Source organism: Ferroacidibacillus organovorans, assembly GCF_001642725.1.
Classification (GTDB): Bacteria; Bacillota; Bacilli; order Alicyclobacillales; family SLC66; genus Ferroacidibacillus; species Ferroacidibacillus organovorans.
In genome coordinates this window covers 1-19,243 of record NZ_LSUQ01000020.1, presented here as the reverse complement: position 1 = coordinate 19,243, position 19,243 = coordinate 1, and the positions used below count along the sequence as shown (strand labels likewise).

The 19,243-nt window shown below is 49.6% G+C and carries 14 protein-coding genes; 1 reads left to right on the top strand and 13 read right to left on the bottom strand.

The window, feature by feature from the left end:
* The first annotated feature begins 102 nt into the window (after positions 1 to 102).
* Positions 103 to 3,690 carry an efflux RND transporter permease subunit gene (locus tag AYW79_RS08145; protein ID WP_067564343.1) on the top strand — a complete coding sequence of 1,196 codons (3,588 nt, stop codon included), beginning with the start codon at positions 103 to 105 and terminating at the stop codon, positions 3,688 to 3,690.
* Positions 3,691 to 3,835: 145 nt separating this feature from the next.
* Here AYW79_RS08145 and cobA read toward each other — a convergent pair whose 3' ends face one another.
* The 13 genes from cobA to AYW79_RS08080 form a co-directional block, all read right to left on the bottom strand.
* The gene (gene cobA / locus AYW79_RS08140) at positions 3,836 to 5,317 is read right to left on the bottom strand and encodes a uroporphyrinogen-III C-methyltransferase (RefSeq protein WP_067564341.1); all 1,482 of its coding nucleotides are present in this window, start codon (positions 5,315 to 5,317) and stop codon (positions 3,836 to 3,838) included.
* Between the two features lie 236 nt (positions 5,318 to 5,553).
* Positions 5,554 to 6,147: a hypothetical protein gene (locus tag AYW79_RS08135; protein ID WP_067564338.1), complete on the bottom strand. Its 594-nt coding sequence runs from the start codon at positions 6,145 to 6,147 to the stop codon at positions 5,554 to 5,556.
* A gap of 189 nt (positions 6,148 to 6,336) precedes the next feature.
* On the bottom strand, positions 6,337 to 7,302 hold the full coding sequence (locus tag AYW79_RS08130) for an ABC transporter ATP-binding protein (RefSeq protein WP_067564334.1): 966 nt from the start codon (positions 7,300 to 7,302) through the stop codon (positions 6,337 to 6,339).
* A complete protein-coding gene (locus tag AYW79_RS08125; RefSeq protein ID WP_231877785.1) occupies positions 7,295 to 8,305 on the bottom strand; it encodes an ABC transporter ATP-binding protein in 1,011 nt (336 codons plus the stop codon). The genes AYW79_RS08130 and AYW79_RS08125 overlap by 8 nt, the downstream gene beginning before the upstream one ends.
* A complete protein-coding gene (locus tag AYW79_RS08120; protein WP_067564331.1) occupies positions 8,292 to 9,233 on the bottom strand; it encodes an ABC transporter permease in 942 nt (313 codons plus the stop codon). The genes AYW79_RS08125 and AYW79_RS08120 overlap by 14 nt, the downstream gene beginning before the upstream one ends.
* Positions 9,230 to 10,222, bottom strand: a complete 993-nt coding sequence (locus AYW79_RS08115; RefSeq protein ID WP_067564327.1) for an ABC transporter permease — start codon at positions 10,220 to 10,222, stop codon at positions 9,230 to 9,232. The genes AYW79_RS08120 and AYW79_RS08115 overlap by 4 nt, the downstream gene beginning before the upstream one ends.
* Before the next feature lie 62 nt (positions 10,223 to 10,284).
* On the bottom strand, positions 10,285 to 11,985 hold the full coding sequence (locus tag AYW79_RS08110; protein WP_197460933.1) for an ABC transporter substrate-binding protein: 1,701 nt from the start codon (positions 11,983 to 11,985) through the stop codon (positions 10,285 to 10,287).
* A gap of 31 nt (positions 11,986 to 12,016) precedes the next feature.
* The gene (locus tag AYW79_RS08105; protein ID WP_067564321.1) at positions 12,017 to 14,389 is read right to left on the bottom strand and encodes a beta-galactosidase; all 2,373 of its coding nucleotides are present in this window, start codon (positions 14,387 to 14,389) and stop codon (positions 12,017 to 12,019) included.
* Between the two features lie 47 nt (positions 14,390 to 14,436).
* Positions 14,437 to 15,417 carry a LacI family DNA-binding transcriptional regulator gene (locus AYW79_RS08100; RefSeq protein ID WP_067564317.1) on the bottom strand — a complete coding sequence of 327 codons (981 nt, stop codon included), beginning with the start codon at positions 15,415 to 15,417 and terminating at the stop codon, positions 14,437 to 14,439.
* Between the two features lie 218 nt (positions 15,418 to 15,635).
* On the bottom strand, positions 15,636 to 16,325 hold the full coding sequence (locus AYW79_RS08095) for a cytochrome c biogenesis CcdA family protein (RefSeq protein ID WP_067564314.1): 690 nt from the start codon (positions 16,323 to 16,325) through the stop codon (positions 15,636 to 15,638).
* 4 nt (positions 16,326 to 16,329) lie between these two features.
* Positions 16,330 to 16,851: a TlpA family protein disulfide reductase gene (locus AYW79_RS08090; protein WP_067564311.1), complete on the bottom strand. Its 522-nt coding sequence runs from the start codon at positions 16,849 to 16,851 to the stop codon at positions 16,330 to 16,332.
* Complete coding sequence (locus AYW79_RS08085; RefSeq protein ID WP_067564308.1) at positions 16,851 to 17,642, bottom strand: helical backbone metal receptor; 792 nt, start codon at positions 17,640 to 17,642, stop codon at positions 16,851 to 16,853. The genes AYW79_RS08090 and AYW79_RS08085 overlap by 1 nt, the downstream gene beginning before the upstream one ends.
* Positions 17,643 to 17,676: 34 nt before the next feature.
* The coding region (locus AYW79_RS08080; protein WP_067564304.1) for a S9 family peptidase at positions 17,677 to 19,243 on the bottom strand (1,567 nt) is incomplete at its 5' end.

Genomic DNA, 19,243 nt, shown 5'->3' with positions numbered 1-19,243 from the left:
ATGGAAAAATAGACTTGCTTCAATTTAAAACTAACCGTATGGTAGAATTATACGTATCATTTTGCGTCTCTTGCCGTCGCAACCAAAAAGGAGAACATGTCAATGCGTTTTTTATCGCGCTTTTCCTTGCGCAACCCGGTCGTGATTATCATCTTGACCGTTCTTCTCGCCATCGGCGGCGCGCTCTCCGCCTCATCGCTCAACGAGGAATTGTTTCCAAACATCTCGCTGCCTGTCATCACCGTGATCACCGGGTATCCCGGTGCGGCGCCGAACGCGGTGGCGTCTGATGTGTCCGATCCTTTGGAAAAGGCGCTGCGCAGTGTGGCTGGCGTGAAAAATGTCACGTCGACGTCCGTGCAAAATGTCTCCGAAATCAGCTTGGAATTGCACAGCAGCGCAAGCATAACCACGGTGGAACAAAACGTACAACAGACGGTCAACCAGGTGCAGTTACCCACCTCTGCCTTGCGTCCGAACATCCAGCAGTTTTCTTTTAACGCGCAACCTGTCATCTACTTTACGATCACATCAAAGTATGCCTCACCGACTGCGCTGCGCAATCTTGTCAATCAGACAATCGTTCCTGGCATCGAGTCGATCTCCGGCGTCGGTTCGGTACAGACGGCTGGCGCAGAGCCCGATCAAGTGCAGATCCAGGTTGACGCCGCCAAACTCGCCACCTATCACCTCACGCTCGCCCAGGTGCTACAAAACCTACAGAGCGACAATCTCTCTTTGCCTGTCGGAAGCGCCACCTATCAAGGGTACACACGACCTGTCCAACTCACGACACAGTTTCAGTCACTCGCCGATATCAAAAATTTGCCGATCACGCTCACCCCGTCTGCAAACGCCGGGATTCAGTCGATTGGCGCGACGATCGGGCGTCTCGGACACGCTGTCGGCACGCTCGGTTCCTCCGTCGGTCAACTGGGTCAGGGACTCGGCATGATACAAGCTGAGAACCAACTGATGGCCACCATTCAAAGCGTTCAGGGACAGCTGTTTGGCGCAGAACTGGAACTGGCAAGACAAATCACGCTTCCTAAATCTGCGCAGAGTCCGCTCGCGCTCGCCAAATTGCAGGGTATGGTCACAACCCTTCAGGAAGAGCAGAAGACGCTCATGCAAAAGTTACAGGGCATGATGCGTGCGGCGGCGCAGACCAGGGGCCCCTCACCCACGGGAGGTACCCCATCTGCGGGCAGCTCACAAGCAACACCCGCGCTCACAGTTCCAAATCAAACGTCGAGCGCGGGTAACGCAACACTTAAAACGATCCCGCTCTCCGCTCTCGCTACGGTGACCTTGGCGCAACCCACAAACGTTGCGATCAACCGCACGAACGGAAAAGACAGTGTGCTGTTAAGCGTCGTCAAGACAGACAGCGCAAATACTGTGACGACGGTTTCAGCCATCCAAAATGAGATGCAATCCCTCACCCAGTCGCTGCCGTTTCACCTGCATGTCACAACGATCTATGACGCAGCGACGGTGATCAAGACGTCGATTGACGGTCTGATCCGAGAGGCGTTACTCGGCGCGCTTTTCGCGGGGCTAGTCATTCTTCTCTTCCTGAGAAACGGATTGACAACGCTCATCGCCATCGTCTCCATTCCCGTCTCCCTTCTGATCGCGTTCATCTTCCTCAACCAATTCAATGTCACAATCAACATCATGAGCCTTGGCGGCATGGCCGTCGCCACAGGGCGCGTTGTCGATGACTCGATTGTGGTCATTGAAAACATCCACCGCTCCTACAGACGGGGCATCGGCTTTGGCCGCGCCTTCGTGCTTTTTGCCACAGGCGAGGTCGCCAAAGCCATCACGTCATCGACCATCACGACGGTCGCCGTCTTTCTCCCACTCGGCCTTGTCAGCGGGATCATCGGAAAAATCTTCTTCCCGTTCGCCTTGACCGTCGTCATCTCGCTCATCTCTTCCCTGCTCGTCGCCTTGACGCTGATTCCGCTTTTGGCGTGGCTTTTCATCGCGAAAAAAGCGCCGCGGCACCTCGCGACCGCGTATGCCGCAGCGGCGGATGAGCAGGGAACAGCGTCAGAAGAGTCAACGTTCGACGGCGTTGTGCATACGCATTTGCTCGTAGAAGAGGAGCAGGAACACCTGCGCCCGTGGCAATTGCGCTACCAAGGTTTTTTGCGTTTTGCGCTCACGCACAAGGCATTGGTGATCATCCTCTGCGTCATCGGTCTCGTCGCATCCGTCGCTGTACTGCCCACTGTGGGCAGCACCTTCTTGCCACAATCAAATGACAAGTATGCGACGATCAGCGTAACGCTTCCCGTAGGCAGCTCCCTGCAAGCTACCAATCAAAAAGCGCAGCAAGTGGAACAGCGCGTGCAAACTCTATTTGACTCGACAATTGAAACGATGAACGTCACGATTGGCAGTGACCCAGGCCAGTCTGGCTCGCGCGGATCGCTCACAAATGAAAACAGCGCAAGCTTCTTCCTCCAGTTGAATCCGGCAACGCACGTCAGCGCCTTTGTAAAAGCGCTGCAACAGGCGGTCTATCCGCTCGCCGGATCTGCGACGATCCAGGCGGCCGCCGTTACAGCGGGCGGCCCTGCGACAAACTACGCTCTGGTCGTTTCCGGCAATGACCCGCTGAGCGTGAGTCACGCCGCAGCGCGCATCACAAGCGCGCTACAGGGCGTACCTGGGCTTACGGATGTGAAAAACAATCTGACGCAGACACAGCCGCAAATTCAGGTAACGCCAAACCTCGCCAAAGCGAGCCAGTATGGACTGACCGCCTATCAAATCGCAAGCGTTGCGCAGAATGTGCTGGCCGGCCAAAACGCGGGCACAGTGAGTCTAAACGGTCAAACCTATACGATGATTGCCACACTGAATTCCGGAACAGCACTAAACTCTCTCCAGGCGCTGCGCAATCTTCCGATTTCGACGGCGACAGGACAGTCGCTCACGCTTGGCGATGTTGCGCAGGTGCAACTCGTGCAAACGGCAGTCAGTGTCTTGCATCGAAACGGAAGCCCGTACGCTGAAATCACAGCGACGTTCACCGAAAAAAATACGGGGAAAGCGACACGGCTCGCGCAAAAAGCGATTACCAAGCTGAATCTGCCTGCAGGCGTCACGACCGCGCTGTCTGGCACGAGTCAGCAGCAGAATCAAAGTTTTGGAGAACTCATTCAGGCTGTGCTCGTCGCCGCCGGCATGGTGTACATCGTGATGCTGATCGCGTTTGGCGAGTGGTCTGCTCCGTTTTCCATCCTGTTCGCGATGCCGGTCGCCTTGATCGGCGCCTTCTTCGGCACAGTCATTGCGCGCCAACCCATCAGCGTGTCATCCTTGATTGGCATCCTGATGCTGATGGGTATTGTCGTCACAAACGCGATTGTCCTGATCGATCGCGTAGAGCAGCAGCGCAAACGCGGCCGCACAGTGCGCGACGCGCTACTTGAGGCTGGCACAACGAGACTGCGCCCGATTCTCATGACCGCGATTGCGACGATCTGCGCGCTTGCCCCACTCGCCGCCGGTCTCTCCGAGGGCGCACTGATCTCGCAGGGGCTCGCCGTCGTCGTGATCGGAGGACTTGTGACATCCACCATCCTGACCTTGTTCGTCGTGCCGATCGCGTATGAACTGCTTCACCGAAAAGCACGGCGTAAAGAAAGAAGTGTCACGGCAAGCGCCTAGAAAAGCTCCCTCTTCACGTTGTTTGGTAACCATCCGTTTAAAGGGCAGCCGCCAAGTGGGTTAGCCGCACATTGACCCGCTCCACGGGCATTCAGGCACAAAGGCGACGGAGAATGCTCCGTCGCCTTTGTATTTTGACGCTCCCTCAGTTTGCGATGCCGTCAAATGCCTCACACCCGTTTTCGCGATCCAGCCCCACTTCCCACGCACTCGCCCAGGCTATGCGTTTACAAAGTTCCTCAATCTCAATGCTATCTTCTTTGCCAGCCAGGTTCGCTCGCCAATGCTCAGACGCGCCGCGCGGCCACACAACCTGTCGCTTCACATGGGCGACGGCATTTTCTGCATACGAGATGACCGCGTCGGCCGGATGCATTTCATTGGCTTCGAGCCACGCCCGCAATGGTGACATGCCGTCGACGCGATACTCGACGAGTGTCAGCGGAAGTGTTCCCGCGACCGGAGGCAGGCCGTTTCCGCACTCCGAAAATACGTGTCCGCCCGAGTGCCTCATGAAAAACGTTTGCAGATCGTCTGGATACAGCCCAAGGATTCGTTCAGGCAGCACACCTCGCTCCTCCAAATAAGCGATCACATCCGCACGCGCAGACGCAATGGACACGTGCGGAAAGCGTATGGGATGGGTCTCCCTTTCTCGAAATATGCGTAACAGCGCCTTGGCGCCGAGAAGTGTACGCACGATGACCGCGACCTGCCCTTTTCCTTCGTCGCAAAGCAGTGCGGCAATCTTTTCCTCAGTGCTCTCACTCACTGTTGCATAGCGCTCAAGTAAAAAAGGAAATACCTCGGCGCCTGCCTCTTGAAGCTGATCACAATCTGTGCGAATCTGGTCACTCGTCTCACCGATGCACAAAATTCGTTTTCCAAAAAGCGGTAGACGTTCCCGCCAGGCTAACGCATCGCGCAGATGCACGGTTTCTCCCACCACGATCATCGCAGGACTCCTAAGCCTAGCGCGTGTGACGCGAGAAGCGATGTCTGCCAGTGTCCCTTGCACTGTCGCTTGTTCGGCCGTCGTGCCACAGCGGGTGACGGCGACGGGCAACTCATGTGAATAACCGTGCGCGAGAAGCGATGTAACGATTTCCTGCAGATTCGCGAGCCCCATAAGAATGACGAGCGTTTCACCTGCGTGCGGTTGCCCAAACGCTGGGAGTACAGCAGAGCTCAAGTGTCCTGCCACAACGCGAAACGAGCATGCCATTGCCCGCTGTGTCAGTGGGATACCCGCGTAGGCTGGCACACTCATCGCTGAACTGACGCCCGGGATGATCTGGAAGGGGATCTGTGCCGACCGAAGTACAGCCGCCTCTTCTCCTCCGCGGCCAAAGATGAACGGGTCGCCACCCTTTAACCGCACGACCCGTTTGCCTTCACGCGCTTTTTGAATCAGCAACTGTTGGATCTCTTCTTGAGCGACACTATGCGCAGACGATGCTTTTCCAACATAGAAAAATTCAGTCGAAACAGGTGCGCTTTCAAGAAGAACAGGTGAAACAAGACGGTCATACACCACCACTTCTGCGGTTTCAAGCACTGCCCTTCCCCGCACGGAGAGCAACTGCGGGTCACCTGGACCGGCGCCCAGAAGCATCACCGGATTCATTTGCACACCCCCGTTAAACCGATCGGTTTTATGGGCATTGTACATTGTACTCTTCTTCCGGTCAATGATTTGCAACACTCACTCCGTTCATCCACAAGGGTGCAGTCATCTTGGACGCATCAGGCGATACGAGCATCATCGTTTCGTATTAACCCACCATCAACCAAAAAGCACAGTCTCTTCAATTTATTGAAGAGACTGTGCTTTTTCATTTCAATCCATCAAACCTGTGCCGATCAAACCCAGAAATGGAGTCCATTTGCCGTGTTAAGCGTGACACCGTACGTGAGGTACAGAAGCCAAATTCCAGTTATAAGTTGGAAAAAAGCGAGTGATTTCACCCAGAACTGAATTTGAGTAAAACGCGCCATAAGCTCGGAAATATAAATCAGAATCAGACCGATAAAAAGAATCATTGCTGGTTGATCGCCAGCCATTCCAAACGAGATGGTACCGAGCACACTAAGGCCAAGCAGCGGAATGGACATCCACGCTTCAGAACCGGCATCCAATCCGAGAAAACGCCTCAATCCCAAAACGACCCAATGAATGCCATAAACAGAGAATGCGACGGCTGCCATATAGAGTGGCGCTGCATCCCGATAGACCGGAAACCAGCTCAAACCAACCATGAGATACGTTCCAGTCAAGAGCTGTCCGAATCCCCCGAGTAACATTCCCCAAAGTCCAAGCATTTTCTCATTTTGCCTGGGATCTTTGGTATGTCTTGGCCCATCAAAAAGCACGCTGCCTCCTTGCACAAAATAATTGATCGATAGACTTAAAAAACCTATCGCAATTGGAAAAAATGACGATACAGGATAGTTCATTGCGCACAATCCTTTCTATATTTACTATCAAATTATATATAGGTTAAGTTTCGTGAAATGTCAACGTCGCACAGTAATTCAAGCGCCCGCAAAGGATCGAAGGGGCTCATTGTAATCCTTCTGACACTACAACTGCCCCATGCCGGCCACAATCTACAATGAAATCTGTAATCCGATGCTATTTTTCCATCAAGGATAGAGATGGCATGCAACGTGGTGGATCGGATCCAGAGATCGCAAAAGCGGTTCCTGTTCAGAACAAATGTCTAAAACAGCTGGACAGCGTTCAGCAAAGGGACACCCTTTACGGGTACTCAATAAATTCGGAGCGCGATTGCTTGTTTCCGGGAGTTTCTCCATGTACTTCATTCCGGGAGTCGCAGCTAAAAGCAATTTGGAATATGGGTGGTGCGGTTGATGAATCAGGTGATCAGAAGGTGCCAATTCCATAATTTGTCCACCATACATGACGGCAATGCGATCCCCAAAATATCTCGCAGATGCAAGGTCATGCGTGATATAGACAAATGAAATTCCCAAACGTTTTTGTAAGTCCTTGAGTAGATTCAAGATTTCCGCCCGGATGGAAACGTCCAACATCGAAATCGGTTCATCTGCCACGACAACTTTTGGACGCACCGCCAGTGCCCGCGCAATCGCGACGCGTTGCCGTTGACCTCCCGACAATTCGTGTGGAAATTTATTTTTCATCTCAGAAACCGGTGTTAATCCGACGAGCAACAAAGCTTCTTCGATCGCTTCCTCAAGTGCAGCCTTCTTTATTTTCTGGAATTTCTTTATTGGAAATGCCAGATGTTGCGCGATCGTGTGTACTGGATTCAAAGACCCGTATGGATCTTGGAATATCATTTGTATATTTTTCCGTTGCTCGTGAAGGGAGCGACCTTTCACATGTGTAATATCCTTTCCCGCCAACATGATTGTCCCATCATTTGGCTCTAACAATCGCACCAAAGCTCTTCCAATCGTCGTTTTCCCACTTCCTGATTCACCAACGATCGCCAATACTTCACCTTTATTTAATGAAAAACTGACGCGTCTAACAGGGACAATCTCATTTCGCTTTAGATTGGATGCAACCGAGAATCGAACGACGACTTGATCTGCTACCAAGACGTGATTTTCGTCAATCATGATGCCCCTCCTTGTCAAGAACATGATGACATGCAATTTCATATGTCCCATATGTTTTCAATTCTGGCGTTTGCGCCGAACATATCTCGCTCTTATAACGGCAGCGAGGATGAAAAGAACAACCCTCAGGGAGCTTTAGCAGATTGGGTGGACCTCCAGGAATCCCCTCGATCACGATATTGCGGTTCGCCAACTTGGGAATGGCATTCCATAGACCTTCTGTGTAGGGATGATGTAAACTCATGCGATCTTCTAAAGAGTGAGAATCAGTAAACTCTACGATTTGACCAGCGTACATGATGGCAATTCGCGTAGCCAATTCCGATACAAGACTAAAATCGTGACTGATAAAGAGGATAGAAAAATGAACCCGCATTTGAATGTCGCGAATTTGATCCATGATGGAGCGTTGAACAACGACGTCGAGTGCCGTAGTCGGTTCATCCATAATCACTAATGACGGTTCCAGCGCGATCGCGATTGCAATCACAATACGTTGGCGCATGCCACCTGATAATTCATGTGGATAACTTTTTAAATAACGCGGATCAATGCGAACGAGTTCACACAACTCTAGTGCACGTTCTTTTGCTTCCAAACGCGTAAGATGAGGTCGATGACTCTTCAATGTATCGATCACTTGCGCTTCGACAGTCATTACAGGATTCAAAGCGTTCATGGCACTTTGAAAAACCATTGAAAAGTGACTCCACCGAAATTTTCTCAGTTCCTCGGGAGATAGCAGATAAATATCTTTTCCCAGTATGCGAACCGTACCATGCACAACGCGAGCAGCGCCTTTGAGCATCCTTAAAATAGCGTAGGCCATCGTTGACTTGCCTGAACCCGATTCTCCGATAAGACCCATAATTTCATTCGGATACAGGGAGAAACTCACATCGCGAACAGCGATGACATCACCCTTCGCTGTTTCATAAACAACGGTCAAATGATCCACTTCGAGGATCGGAGTCTGCCTTTCCATTGTTTCAGATGTTTGCATTAGACTCCCTCCTTTTTATCCTGGCTTTTTTCTTATTCAAACTATCACTACGCAAGCGAGGGTTGGTTAGTTGGTCAATGCCAAAATTCATCAGTGCAAGACTCATTCCAAAAAGAGCAATGGCCAATCCCTCGGGAAGCAACCACCACCAAGCTCCCATCAAGAGGGCGCCACCTGAGTCCGACCAATAAAGCATCGTTCCCCAACTCACGACACTTACATTTCCAAGCCCCAGAAATTCCAATCCTGCCTCAGCCAAAATGGCACCCAATGTTCCAAACATAAAATTACTGATGATAAGGGAGAGCATATTCGGAACAATTTCCCACACCAAGATACGCAATTCTGATGAACCGCCCAATTTGGCAGCACTTATAAAATCCCGATTCCGATAGGTGAGCGTTTGAGCTCGCAAAACGCGCGCCCCACCCGCCCACCCAGTCAACCCAATTACGAATACGATGACCCATGGACCTGCTGAATGGACGTACGATGAAATGACAATAATCAACGGGAGACTTGGAATCACTAAAAATACATTGGTTATGGTGTCAAAGATGCGATCCATCCAGCCACCGCGATATCCTGGATACATTCCAATCAAAACGGAAAGCACCGTGGATATCAGGCCGGCTAAAAGCCCAATCGATAATGAAGTTCTTGCGCCCCAGACAAACTGGGAAAATACATCCTGTCCATTTCCAGTGGTACCGAGCCAGTGCTGCAAACTCGGGGGCGTAAGGGGAACAAAATTGTTATCGTTTGGATTATAAGGAGTCAAAACTGGCGCTAAAATTGCAATCAATGAAAAAAAAGTAAATATGATAATTCCAGTTTTTGCTCTAGTATCCTTCAAAAAGTTCCGTATCGCTTGAACCCCTGGGAAAGTACGTAAACGGTTTGATTTGCTGTCGTTCTGTATACTCACGATCTACCTGCTCCTCCCTTTTTCACGCGAGGATCTAATTTCCCATAGAGCATTTCAACAATAAAGTTAGCGAGTAAAACAGAGACTGCAATAATTAGAAAAAGACCCTGCATCAAAGGATAATCTTCGTTTTGCACCGCTGTAACCAGCTGATAACCAATGCCGGGATAAGAAAACACACTCTCGACAAGTACAGAGCCGCCAACGACAAACCCCAATGCCATCCCAAACCCTGTCAAACTAGGTAACATTGCATTTCTCGCCGCATACATATACTTCAATCTTTTTTGTGTAACACCTTTGGCTTCAGCAAATACAACATAATCTTCGCCTAAGGTATGAATCATGTTATTTCTCATTCCAAGCAGCCAGCCACCGAGTGCAGTAACGATCATGGTTGTAGCCGGAAGAATCGCGTGATCAAGCACATTTCCGATAAATGCCGGATGGAGAGAGGGACTCAAGGTGGCCGAATACGAATGAGCAGTGGGAAACCAACCTAAGGAAAAACCGAAAATATAGAGTAAGAGAAGCGCTAACCATTGATAAGGTATTGCAGAGGTAAAGGTTGTCACCACGGGAAGAAGTGTATCTGCCATTCCCCCCCTCTTCCAAGCAGCAAAAATCCCAAGCAATACACCGAGAATCGATGACACAACCGTTGCCGTTCCCGCTAAGCCTAACGTCCACGGCAAACTATTTTCAATTACACTGATGACTGGTACAGGATAATAAGTAATTGATAATCCAAATTGACCATGAATCATATTTTGAACATAAGTTACATATTGCTGCCACAGCGGCTGATGACTGATTCCAAATTGCAATTCAAGAGAGTGCAGCACCAATGGATTCAAGCGACCTTGATATCTGGTGATCATTACCTCTGCTGGATTCCCGGGCATAAACCGCGGCAATAAAAAATTGATTGTTATGGCCGCCCATAAAGAGAGGATAAAAAAGCCAAACCGCTGTGCAAAGTAACGCATAAACAGAGCCTCCTCAATCATTGGGGTAGAGGAAAAGCGAACCTTCCCTCTACCCATTTGTCTTATCTAGGGCGCAATTGGGAAAGAATGATCCCATTGGATGGTGAGACCCATGGTGATCCTTGAGCATACGGATTTGAAGCGCTTGGCCAGCCTACAAAGTTCTTGGTGCTGTATTCATTCCAACCCACACCGTATACGAGGGGAATATACGGGAGGGATTTCACCATTGCATTCTCTAGGACATACACATCTTGCTGTTGTTTTTTTACATTGCTCGTGTGTTCATAGTTGTAAAGTGCTTTTGTGGTCAGTGGATTGTTCCAATGATCCCAGTTGTTTATTCCATTCGGTTGGTAGAGGCTCTGATACATATAGAATGGCGTAGGTCCAGAACCGCTCCAACTCATTCCCAATTGAAAATGTCCGGTTGATAGATTTTGATAGTACGCGCCAAAAGCCAGTTGCTGCACCTGCACTTTGATGCCAATACTTGATAACTCACTTGCAACGATTGAGCAATCAGCATCCCAATCCGTCCATCCACTGACGACATCCAAGGTAAAGGAGAGCGGTTGACCACTCTTGGACTCAAAAATACCTTGAGCATTCTTTTTGAATCCGGCATGTTCCAGAATTTTAACGGCTTGTGTCGGATTGTACTGAAACTGCGTAGGCAGCTTAGGGTCTGTCCAAGCTTTGGCTGCTGGAGGGAGAGCATACCCCGTAGGTGTCGCAGGCGGTTCATAGCCATACTCACCTAGCTGAGAAACTTTTTGTCGATTAATCGCTAAACTGATTGCTTCGCGCACCGGTAACTGTTTTAATAGGGGGTCTTGTAAATTGGTGTAAATCATATTTGCTCCCCCGAAATCTGAGAACCAATATTGATTGTAGGGACTCCTGTTTGAGTACACTTGAGCGATGTGAGGAATAAACAGACCTGTCCAGTCAATTTTCCCCTGTATAAGGGAAAGGGTCGTGCTTTCATTCCCCGAATAGGCAGGGAAATCAACCCGTTTTACTTTAGGCTCGCCATTCCAATAGACTGGGTTTGCCATAAACTGGTACATCTCCGGTGTAAATGACACCAAAATGTAGGGACCCGTTCCCATTGGATGAAGATTTAACGATTTGGTTGGATCAGATACATTCTTCCAAACACGTTGAGGAACAATGTAAGTGGTCCCAAGAATGTAATATTCATACGCTGAGTTTGGGGATTGAAACGTAAATTGAACTTGATACGGTCCATTTGCTTTAACCCCAGAAATCACTTTCCAAATTTGGCTGCCATCTAATTGGGGGAATTTTTTTAGCAGATCAAAGGAAAATACAACATCCTGCGACGTCATGACACTTCCATTTGACCACTTTACATTATGCTTAAGATTAACCGTCAACACTTTGGCGTGATCAGACCAAACAAATGACTGCCCAAGTAAGGGCACTGCTTGACCCGATGGATTAAAGTAGAACAGAGGTTGATAGATTAACCCGAGCGTTCCTTGAAGCGCACTCGAAGAGAAAGGACTAAAGTTTTCCTGAAACTGTCCCCCTTGTCCTGGTACCATAATCAAAGGAGATTGCTGGCTACTCGATGATGCAGCCAAGGTATCTGGCGCAACGCCGATCATTGAAAGCGTTAACAGCGCTGCTGCACTGTACACCAACTTTTTCTTCAACATTTTACTTCCCCCTTTTATTTTCTGACTACGATTGCTTGCACCAATCGACAAGAATACGTTTTCGCATGCATTCACATACCACCCACCTCCTTAAATATTTCGAAATCTAAACGATTCGATTTAAGGTCATTAAAATATGATGGTCTTGATGAACCTGTTCATGGCTCCATGTACAAGTGATTCTTATCCCATCACCCATACTCTCTTCGGAACTAGATGCGCCTGTTACGGATACGGTCCAGCCTGAGGAGATGCAAACGATGCCGCTCTCACCTGTTGCCCGTAATCCTAGTGTCACCACTTGATCGCCTGCTTGTTTCTGGAAAATTTCCATTGTGCTATAACGAAGAACAAGCGTGCCAATTTGTAGCATAAACGGCAACATGAGCCCACTTCGCGCAGGCACTTGTACCAGCGCCTGGTCAAATAGAATTTCACCATTCGCTTTCATTTGAGTCCATGCAGGTTTTTCATCCATATTGAGCAGAGAAAGAAACGATCCGCGCTCTCCTCGCCTCATGGTCGCATGAACTCTTGAATGTGTACAAGAGACAGATGCACGAATCCCCATTTGATCAGCGATTTCCTTTAGTACATCAATTTGATACTGATATTCATGCAGCATTCCAACACCTAAAAGCATTAGGTTTCCACGTTCGATTCGTTTGTAAAGCGCCGTGCATACTTGAGGTTCGTCTTTCGACGTAGCGATGATTTCATGGTCTGGAATTCCGTACATTTTCAGATGTACACGGCAGAATGTCGACGGATGTCCTCGAAAATCAACAAGCTGATAACCATATTCCTCGTTCCCCATCTCAATCTGAATCGCGTCAGCAAGAATTCGACAAGGACGTCCATTCAGATCGTATTCGGGCAAAAATGGACTGAGGCACAGTTTTCCACCGGATTTTGCGTAATCTAGTAACTTCTGTTGTACTTCTGCCTCCATACAGCGTGTCGTTCCCACCCAAAGTGTAGGGTATTCTTTTGAATCTAACTGTCCCTCCTTCAGCAGATCAACTGCGTCATAGGTAAGATTGGCGGCCGCCAGCAATCGCCACAACCCATCGAACACATAATTCTCCCGTATAGAAGTTACCTCCTGAATCATTGTTTTCACTGCGGCAGAAGGAGGCCAATCCGTTTCCGTCATGTAATAGGGAGAATAGAATCCAATATGTGTATCAACCTCCTTTTTTGCCAAAACCAGATCCTCATGAACACTGGAGATCATTCGACCAAGATCTTGGGCTGTTGCATACCCTTCTCTCCGCGACCCATCCGACGCAATAGGCGCTTGCCATTCATGTCGAGTTCCAAACAATCCAATGTCTTCAGGGTTATCCCCTGCACAAAACATGTAGTAATTTAATGCGTTCATTCCGTGACTAATACACAATCTCGTCAGAAGGTTCATATCAGAAGAAGAAACCGTCGGACGATCAGATAATCGACCAGACTGAAATTCTGCAGAAAAGATAGGTTGCTCTTTGGAACTAATGCACGCAGTCAATACCGTACTTAAAATGATGTCGTGAAAATTATCGTACGTAATGTGGCCTGGGTAGAAATCACCTGCAACACAGCAGTCATGTAAGAGCGCAGCCGTCCTTAACTGACTGATACCAATTGGATAATCCGTTCCACGGCTATAAATCGATAAGTCTTTAAACCCGTGCACGTTAATGACTGTCAATGCGTTTATGCCGTTTTTCCGAACAAGCTCTTGAAGATGAGAAACATAGGTGGAATATTCCATTCTGCAAAATTCCGACCACATGAAATGATCGCTTAGACTTTGCTCTTCTTCGCTAAATTTCTCCAAAGAATCTGACGCTTGATTTAATAACTTCCCTGACTGCGACAAGCGATTCTCTTCTACAAAAGTACGATACCGTTCCATCGTAAGAGGATGGAAGTCTGCAGAATTTGTTACCCATTGCAGCATACCAATCTCGTTGTCTAGCTGAATCATCACAATGGGCCCAGAGCGATCCTCCATCAGCGGCCGAATTTGTGTTAGTACAGCATCATACCAGTCTCGTACTAACTGTAAAAAGACAGGATGTAGATAGGAGACAAGCCGAGCGGGATGAAGATTGCCCGTTATCGTCCGAGCAATGACCTCAGAATAGTTTTCAATGATCCATTCGGGTATTCCTTCTCTTTTTAGCTCTGACATCACGTAAGGTCCGGGTCTCACCATGACTTTGAATCCGATTTCATCGCAGAGTTTCAAAAAGTCAAGCAAATTCCGTCTGGGATGCGTTTTCCCTGTAAAATCAAACTTGCCTTGTTCCGGTTCATGCCACAACCAAGGAACATATGTACTGACAAGGTTAAACCCTGCTTCCTTGATTTGAAGAAGACGATCACGCCATTGTTCAGGATCAACTCGAAAATAGTGACACTCCGCGCCAAATAAAAAGGTTGGGTTGTCGTCAATAAAAAACGCGCCATTTTTTATCGTAAGCATGCTATACACCCTCTCACTACATCTAAAATCGAGATTTCTTTACACGATCATGTAGAATCTCGAATCATCAGTTGGGTAGATAAAACAACCGGCTCAATTTTGGAATCTCCATTTAACGCCCTGAACAGAATCTGCGTCGCGACAATACCTAACTCATACATAGGCTGATGGACAGAAGTAAGTTTAGGTACTGTATATTGACTCAGTCGTATATCATCAAAACCAGCCAAGGCAATATCCTGCGGAATCTTAAGTCCTAGTTCGGAAAGCGCTCTCAAAAGGCCGATCGCCATCTCATCATTTGCTGCAAAAATAGCATCCGGCAATTTATCTGAACCACCGAGCGACAATCCTAAAGCGTAGCCGCTTTTCTCTGTAAAATCGCCAGCAAAAATCAATCGGGAATCAACGGCCTTACCTTGACTTTCCATAGCTTTTTTATAGCCATTAAAGCGCAATTGGTTATCAAACGAACGTTGCGGTCCGCCGACAAAAGCAATGCGTTGATAACCTTTTTCAATCAGATGCGAGACCACTTCATAAGCGCCCCCCTCATGATCGGAAGTGACTCGATATACATATGGTAAATCGATGTCTCGATCTAAAAGCACAATCGGTAGACTGGGGGAGGCCACTCTACGAATAAACGATTCTTCAATGTATGGATCGAGAATGATTGCCCCGTCCACACGATTTTCAAGAAGCAGTCTCTTTAAAGCAACTCCCTTCCCGCCTATAGAACAGGAAATAATCGGACTATAGTCATAAGCCAATGCAACATCTTGTACTCCCGTCACTAATTCTGAATAAAACGGTCCCCCTAGATCATGAAGCAATACGGCCATGGTTTGCGTGCTCTTCATTTTAAGATCACGCGCAATGCCATTGGGACGATAGCCTAATTGATCTACAATTTCGAGGATTTTCCGTTTTGTCGTTTCCTTGACTCGCGGGTCATGTTTAAGTGCGATTGAGACAGTCGATACTGATACGCCAGCAGCGTTTGCCACGTCTTTAAGTGTCGCCATTACCGAACTCCTCACTACGAATCCCGCAATCGAAACGATTCGATTACGGGATTATCATAATTGTGGAGCGACTCTATTGTCAATAGAAAATTTAATCTTGAAGACTGCGAGTCAAAAATACACACGCAGTATACGCGCTAAGGTACGTGAGTGAGCATTTTTGACGCAGACGCGCAAATGCGCCGAAGAGTCTTAATCTCTTATCGAACTTCCCCCTACTAGAAATTTGTAAGCCACGCTGAAATTTTCCCGAGTTCTCCCGAAGCAAGTAAGATTCCCATCGCAACCATGACGAGTCCACCGACTTGGCTAATGCGCAGGCTGTAGCGCGTAAGCCAGCGGACGGAACCAAGCGTCGCCGCCATGGCGAGAAACGGAATGGCAAAGCCGAGCGCATAAGCGAGCATCAGCCAGCCACCTGCAATACCACTGGTAGCTGTCATCGCGAGCACGGAGGCGAGAATCGGTCCCACACACGGTGTCCATCCGGCAGAAAAGGCGAGCCCCACGAGAAACGCGCCAAACGGCCCCGACGGCTTTACTGACAGGTGCCAGCGCTTCTCAAACGCGAGTTGTGAAATCCGATAAGAAAAAAGCAGCCACAACCCCATGAGCGCGATCAGAATACCGCCATAAACACTGATTTGGCTGCGGTATTGCGAAAACAGACTACCAAGAAGTGAAGCGGATGCACCGAGCGCGACAAAGATCACAGAGAATCCGAGAACAAAAAACAAGGTGTTCGTGAGTGCGCGACGACGCACACCTGCTTGTTCCGATCTTTGTCCTGGCAAGAAGGAGACACCTGTCAAATACGAGAGAAAAGACGGATATAAAGGCAGACTGCAGGGTGACGCAAAGGAGACAAGTCCTGCGACGAAAGCGATCCAAAGCCCCGGAAAATTCATAGGTTCATCCCTTTTCGAGCTGATTCAAAAGAGAATCAAGCGTCCCTTCTGAGATTCGCCCTGTCACGCGATCGACGATGACCCCTTTTTGATTCACAAAGAATGTCGTGGGAATCGAGACAATGCGATAGGCGCTTGCCGCCTTTGCTTGTACATCTGCCAAAACCGTGTACGGAATATGATAGTGCTTGATAAAACCAATCGCTGCCGGCGGAGAATCAGCCGAGGTCATATTGACGCCGATAAACTCAATTTTACCTTTGTATTTTTCTGCCGCCTTAACAAAACCTGGAGCTTCCGCGTTACACGGAGGACACCACGACGCCCAGAAATTGAGTACATACAATTTTCCCGAGAGAGACTGCCAAGAAAACGGTGCATTGGTCGTGAGCGTATTGAGTGTGAGCGGAGGTGCCGTATACCCCATTTCCGGGCTGACAGCCGGCCCTGGACGGTAGAAAATTCCTGCTAGGATGGCGCCTGCCAGAACAAGAAAGAGTACATACGTTGAATATTTACGTTTCATCAGTACGCCTGCCTTTTTCGAATCTGCTCATTTAGCGCCGCGAGTTGATCGAGCGACTGGCGCATATGCGCCCCAAACCAAGAAATTTCACCATCGATCAATCGTACATCACACTCCGGATAGAGCGCCTTGTATCTTGAGATGTGTTGCTCTTTGAACGGATACGGTTCGGAACTCAAGAAGACCACGTCAGGTTGGCACGCGCGGATCTCCTCAGGGTTGATCGTCGGGTAGTGCACATCCGCGGTCGACAGCACATTTTCCCAACCTGCCTCCTGTAAAAGGGAATCGATAAACGTGTCGCCTCCGACCGCCATCGTTGGCGACTCCCAGATCAGGTACGCATAGCGCAGAGATACAGGGGTCATCCGGCTGAGTCGTAAGCGAATCTCCTCCACGAGTTTCGCAGCTTCGCTTTCGCGATCACACATCGCGCCGATCTGCCCGATCATCCTAAGCGCGTCATCCGGCGTTCTCACGTCAAATACGTACACCGGGTACCTCGTTTCTAGCGCAGCGATGATCTCCGGCGTATTCTCCTCTTTCACCGCGAGAATCAGGTCTGGCTGTAAGGCGTCAATGCGCGACTCATCGACCTTCTTCGTTCCCCCGACGTTTTGCGCTCGCTTCACCTCTCCGGCAGGATGAACACAAAATCGCGTGCGTCCGACAACCTCGTCCTGCAGCTTGAGCGCAAAGAGCGTCTCTGTAACGGACGGGCAGAGCGAAACCACCCGCGTTGCGGGGCGATCGAGCCTGACGGTGCGCCCTACATCATCGATATGCTCCACGCTCGCACCCCCTTATCTCCATAACGTCCTGAAATCAGTCACTCAGATTGGCAATCTCCAAAACAGGCACTTCATCACGATACGGGAAATTGAAGATGCGCGCGTAAAAATACAGTTCCGCTGCGAGTGAGTGCGTGATGTTTTCCGCGCGAATAAAACCATGCCCTTCGCCCTCGTAAAGCACAAAGGCAACCGGGATTCCATTTTTCTTAAGTGCATTCACCATGCGCTCCGCCTGATTCGCCGGCACAACCTTATCCGCTGTGCCTTGAAAAAAGATCGTCGGCGCGCTCAAGCGCTCGGCATAGTGAATCGGCGAACGCGCTTCATAGACGGATTTCATTTCAGGATAAGGTCCCATCAAGCGGTCCATGTAGCGTGACTCGAACTTATGCGTCTCCTGCGCGAGCGCCTCGGCATCGCTGATCCCATAGAAACTCGCACCCGCGCGAAACACATCGTGAAACGTCAGCGCGCAGAGTGTCGTATACCCGCCCGCACTCCCGCCGCGAATAATCAGACGATTGCCATCGACCAACCCGCGTTCGACGAGCGCGCGCGCGCCGTAGACACAATCCTCGACATCTGCAACCCCCCACACGCCGAGTAGCGCATCTCGATAGGCTCGGCCATACCCGGTGCTGCCCCGGTAGTTCACATCGAGCACTGCGAACCCGCGGTTGGTGAAAAATTGAATGGCCAGCTTGAATTTTGGCGTGGCTGCGCTGGTCGGCCCCCCGTGGCTGATGACCAATAGCGGCGGTCGCTCATCGCGCAGTCCTTCATACTCTGCGTTTGTCGGCGGATAGTAAAAGGCGTGCGCCGTATGCCCGTTTGTCGTCGGATAGGAAATCGCTTCCGGGACAGAGAGATGCGCTTCGGCAAACGGCAGCGAGGTCGACGTCGCGAGCTCGACATAGGTTGACGTATCGGAAGAAAAATAAACGAGCGCAGTGGGCTTTTTCGTTGAACCGCCTAAAAAGACCGCATGGTGTGCATCCGCTGCCACATTGGAAATCACGTCATATGGAACATCCTGCGTCATAAACGCAAGCGTCTTAAGATCGACTGTCGCAAGATAGGAGCGATTCGCGCGAGAGTATGTACAAATCAACGTGTCGCGCGAGAGAAACCCGTAGGTGGACATCCCAAACACCCACTGCGGTAGACCGAATTCCGCCTCATGCGGCGCGATCGCAACGACCGCATCGCCTTCTAAGCGGTACAGATTCCACCAATTCGTTCGATCAGAGACAAAATAGAGTACGCCATCGGGGCTAAACTCAGGTTGAAAAATGGATTCCCCTGCACCGCCTGCCACGATGCGCGGTACCGCGACGAATCCTCGATCATCGATTTCCGCACAGGTGAGCGTCGTTTCATCCCACGGCATCATCGGGTGATTCCACGAGAGATACGCCAATTTCTTCCCATCGGAGGAGATGCGCGGCGAGGAATAGAAATCAGCTCCTGAAACGAGCACCTCAGGAATCCCCCGCGTTTCACCGCGCAGCGGAATACTAACGATTGAACTGACCGCCTCACGATCGCCGCGATGATCTTCCATCACCGCGATGATGCGTGCGTGCGCATCATCCACG

Bases quoted from the DNA above. Each gene is read 5' to 3' on its own strand.
- AYW79_RS08145 (WP_067564343.1), top strand. From the start codon at position 103: ATGCGTTTTTTATCGCGCTTTTCCTTGCGCAACCCGGTCGTGATTATC.
- cobA (WP_067564341.1), bottom strand. From the start codon at position 5,317: ATGAATCCGGTGATGCTTCTGGGCGCCGGTCCAGGTGACCCGCAGTTG.
- AYW79_RS08135 (WP_067564338.1), bottom strand. From the start codon at position 6,147: ATGAACTATCCTGTATCGTCATTTTTTCCAATTGCGATAGGTTTTTTA.
- AYW79_RS08130 (WP_067564334.1), bottom strand. From the start codon at position 7,302: ATGATTGACGAAAATCACGTCTTGGTAGCAGATCAAGTCGTCGTTCGA.
- AYW79_RS08125 (WP_231877785.1), bottom strand. From the start codon at position 8,305: ATGCAAACATCTGAAACAATGGAAAGGCAGACTCCGATCCTCGAAGTG.
- AYW79_RS08115 (WP_067564327.1), bottom strand. From the start codon at position 10,222: ATGCGTTACTTTGCACAGCGGTTTGGCTTTTTTATCCTCTCTTTATGG.
- AYW79_RS08105 (WP_067564321.1), bottom strand. From the start codon at position 14,389: ATGCTTACGATAAAAAATGGCGCGTTTTTTATTGACGACAACCCAACC.
- AYW79_RS08100 (WP_067564317.1), bottom strand. From the start codon at position 15,417: ATGGCGACACTTAAAGACGTGGCAAACGCTGCTGGCGTATCAGTATCG.
- AYW79_RS08095 (WP_067564314.1), bottom strand. From the start codon at position 16,325: ATGAATTTTCCGGGGCTTTGGATCGCTTTCGTCGCAGGACTTGTCTCC.
- AYW79_RS08090 (WP_067564311.1), bottom strand. From the start codon at position 16,851: ATGAAACGTAAATATTCAACGTATGTACTCTTTCTTGTTCTGGCAGGC.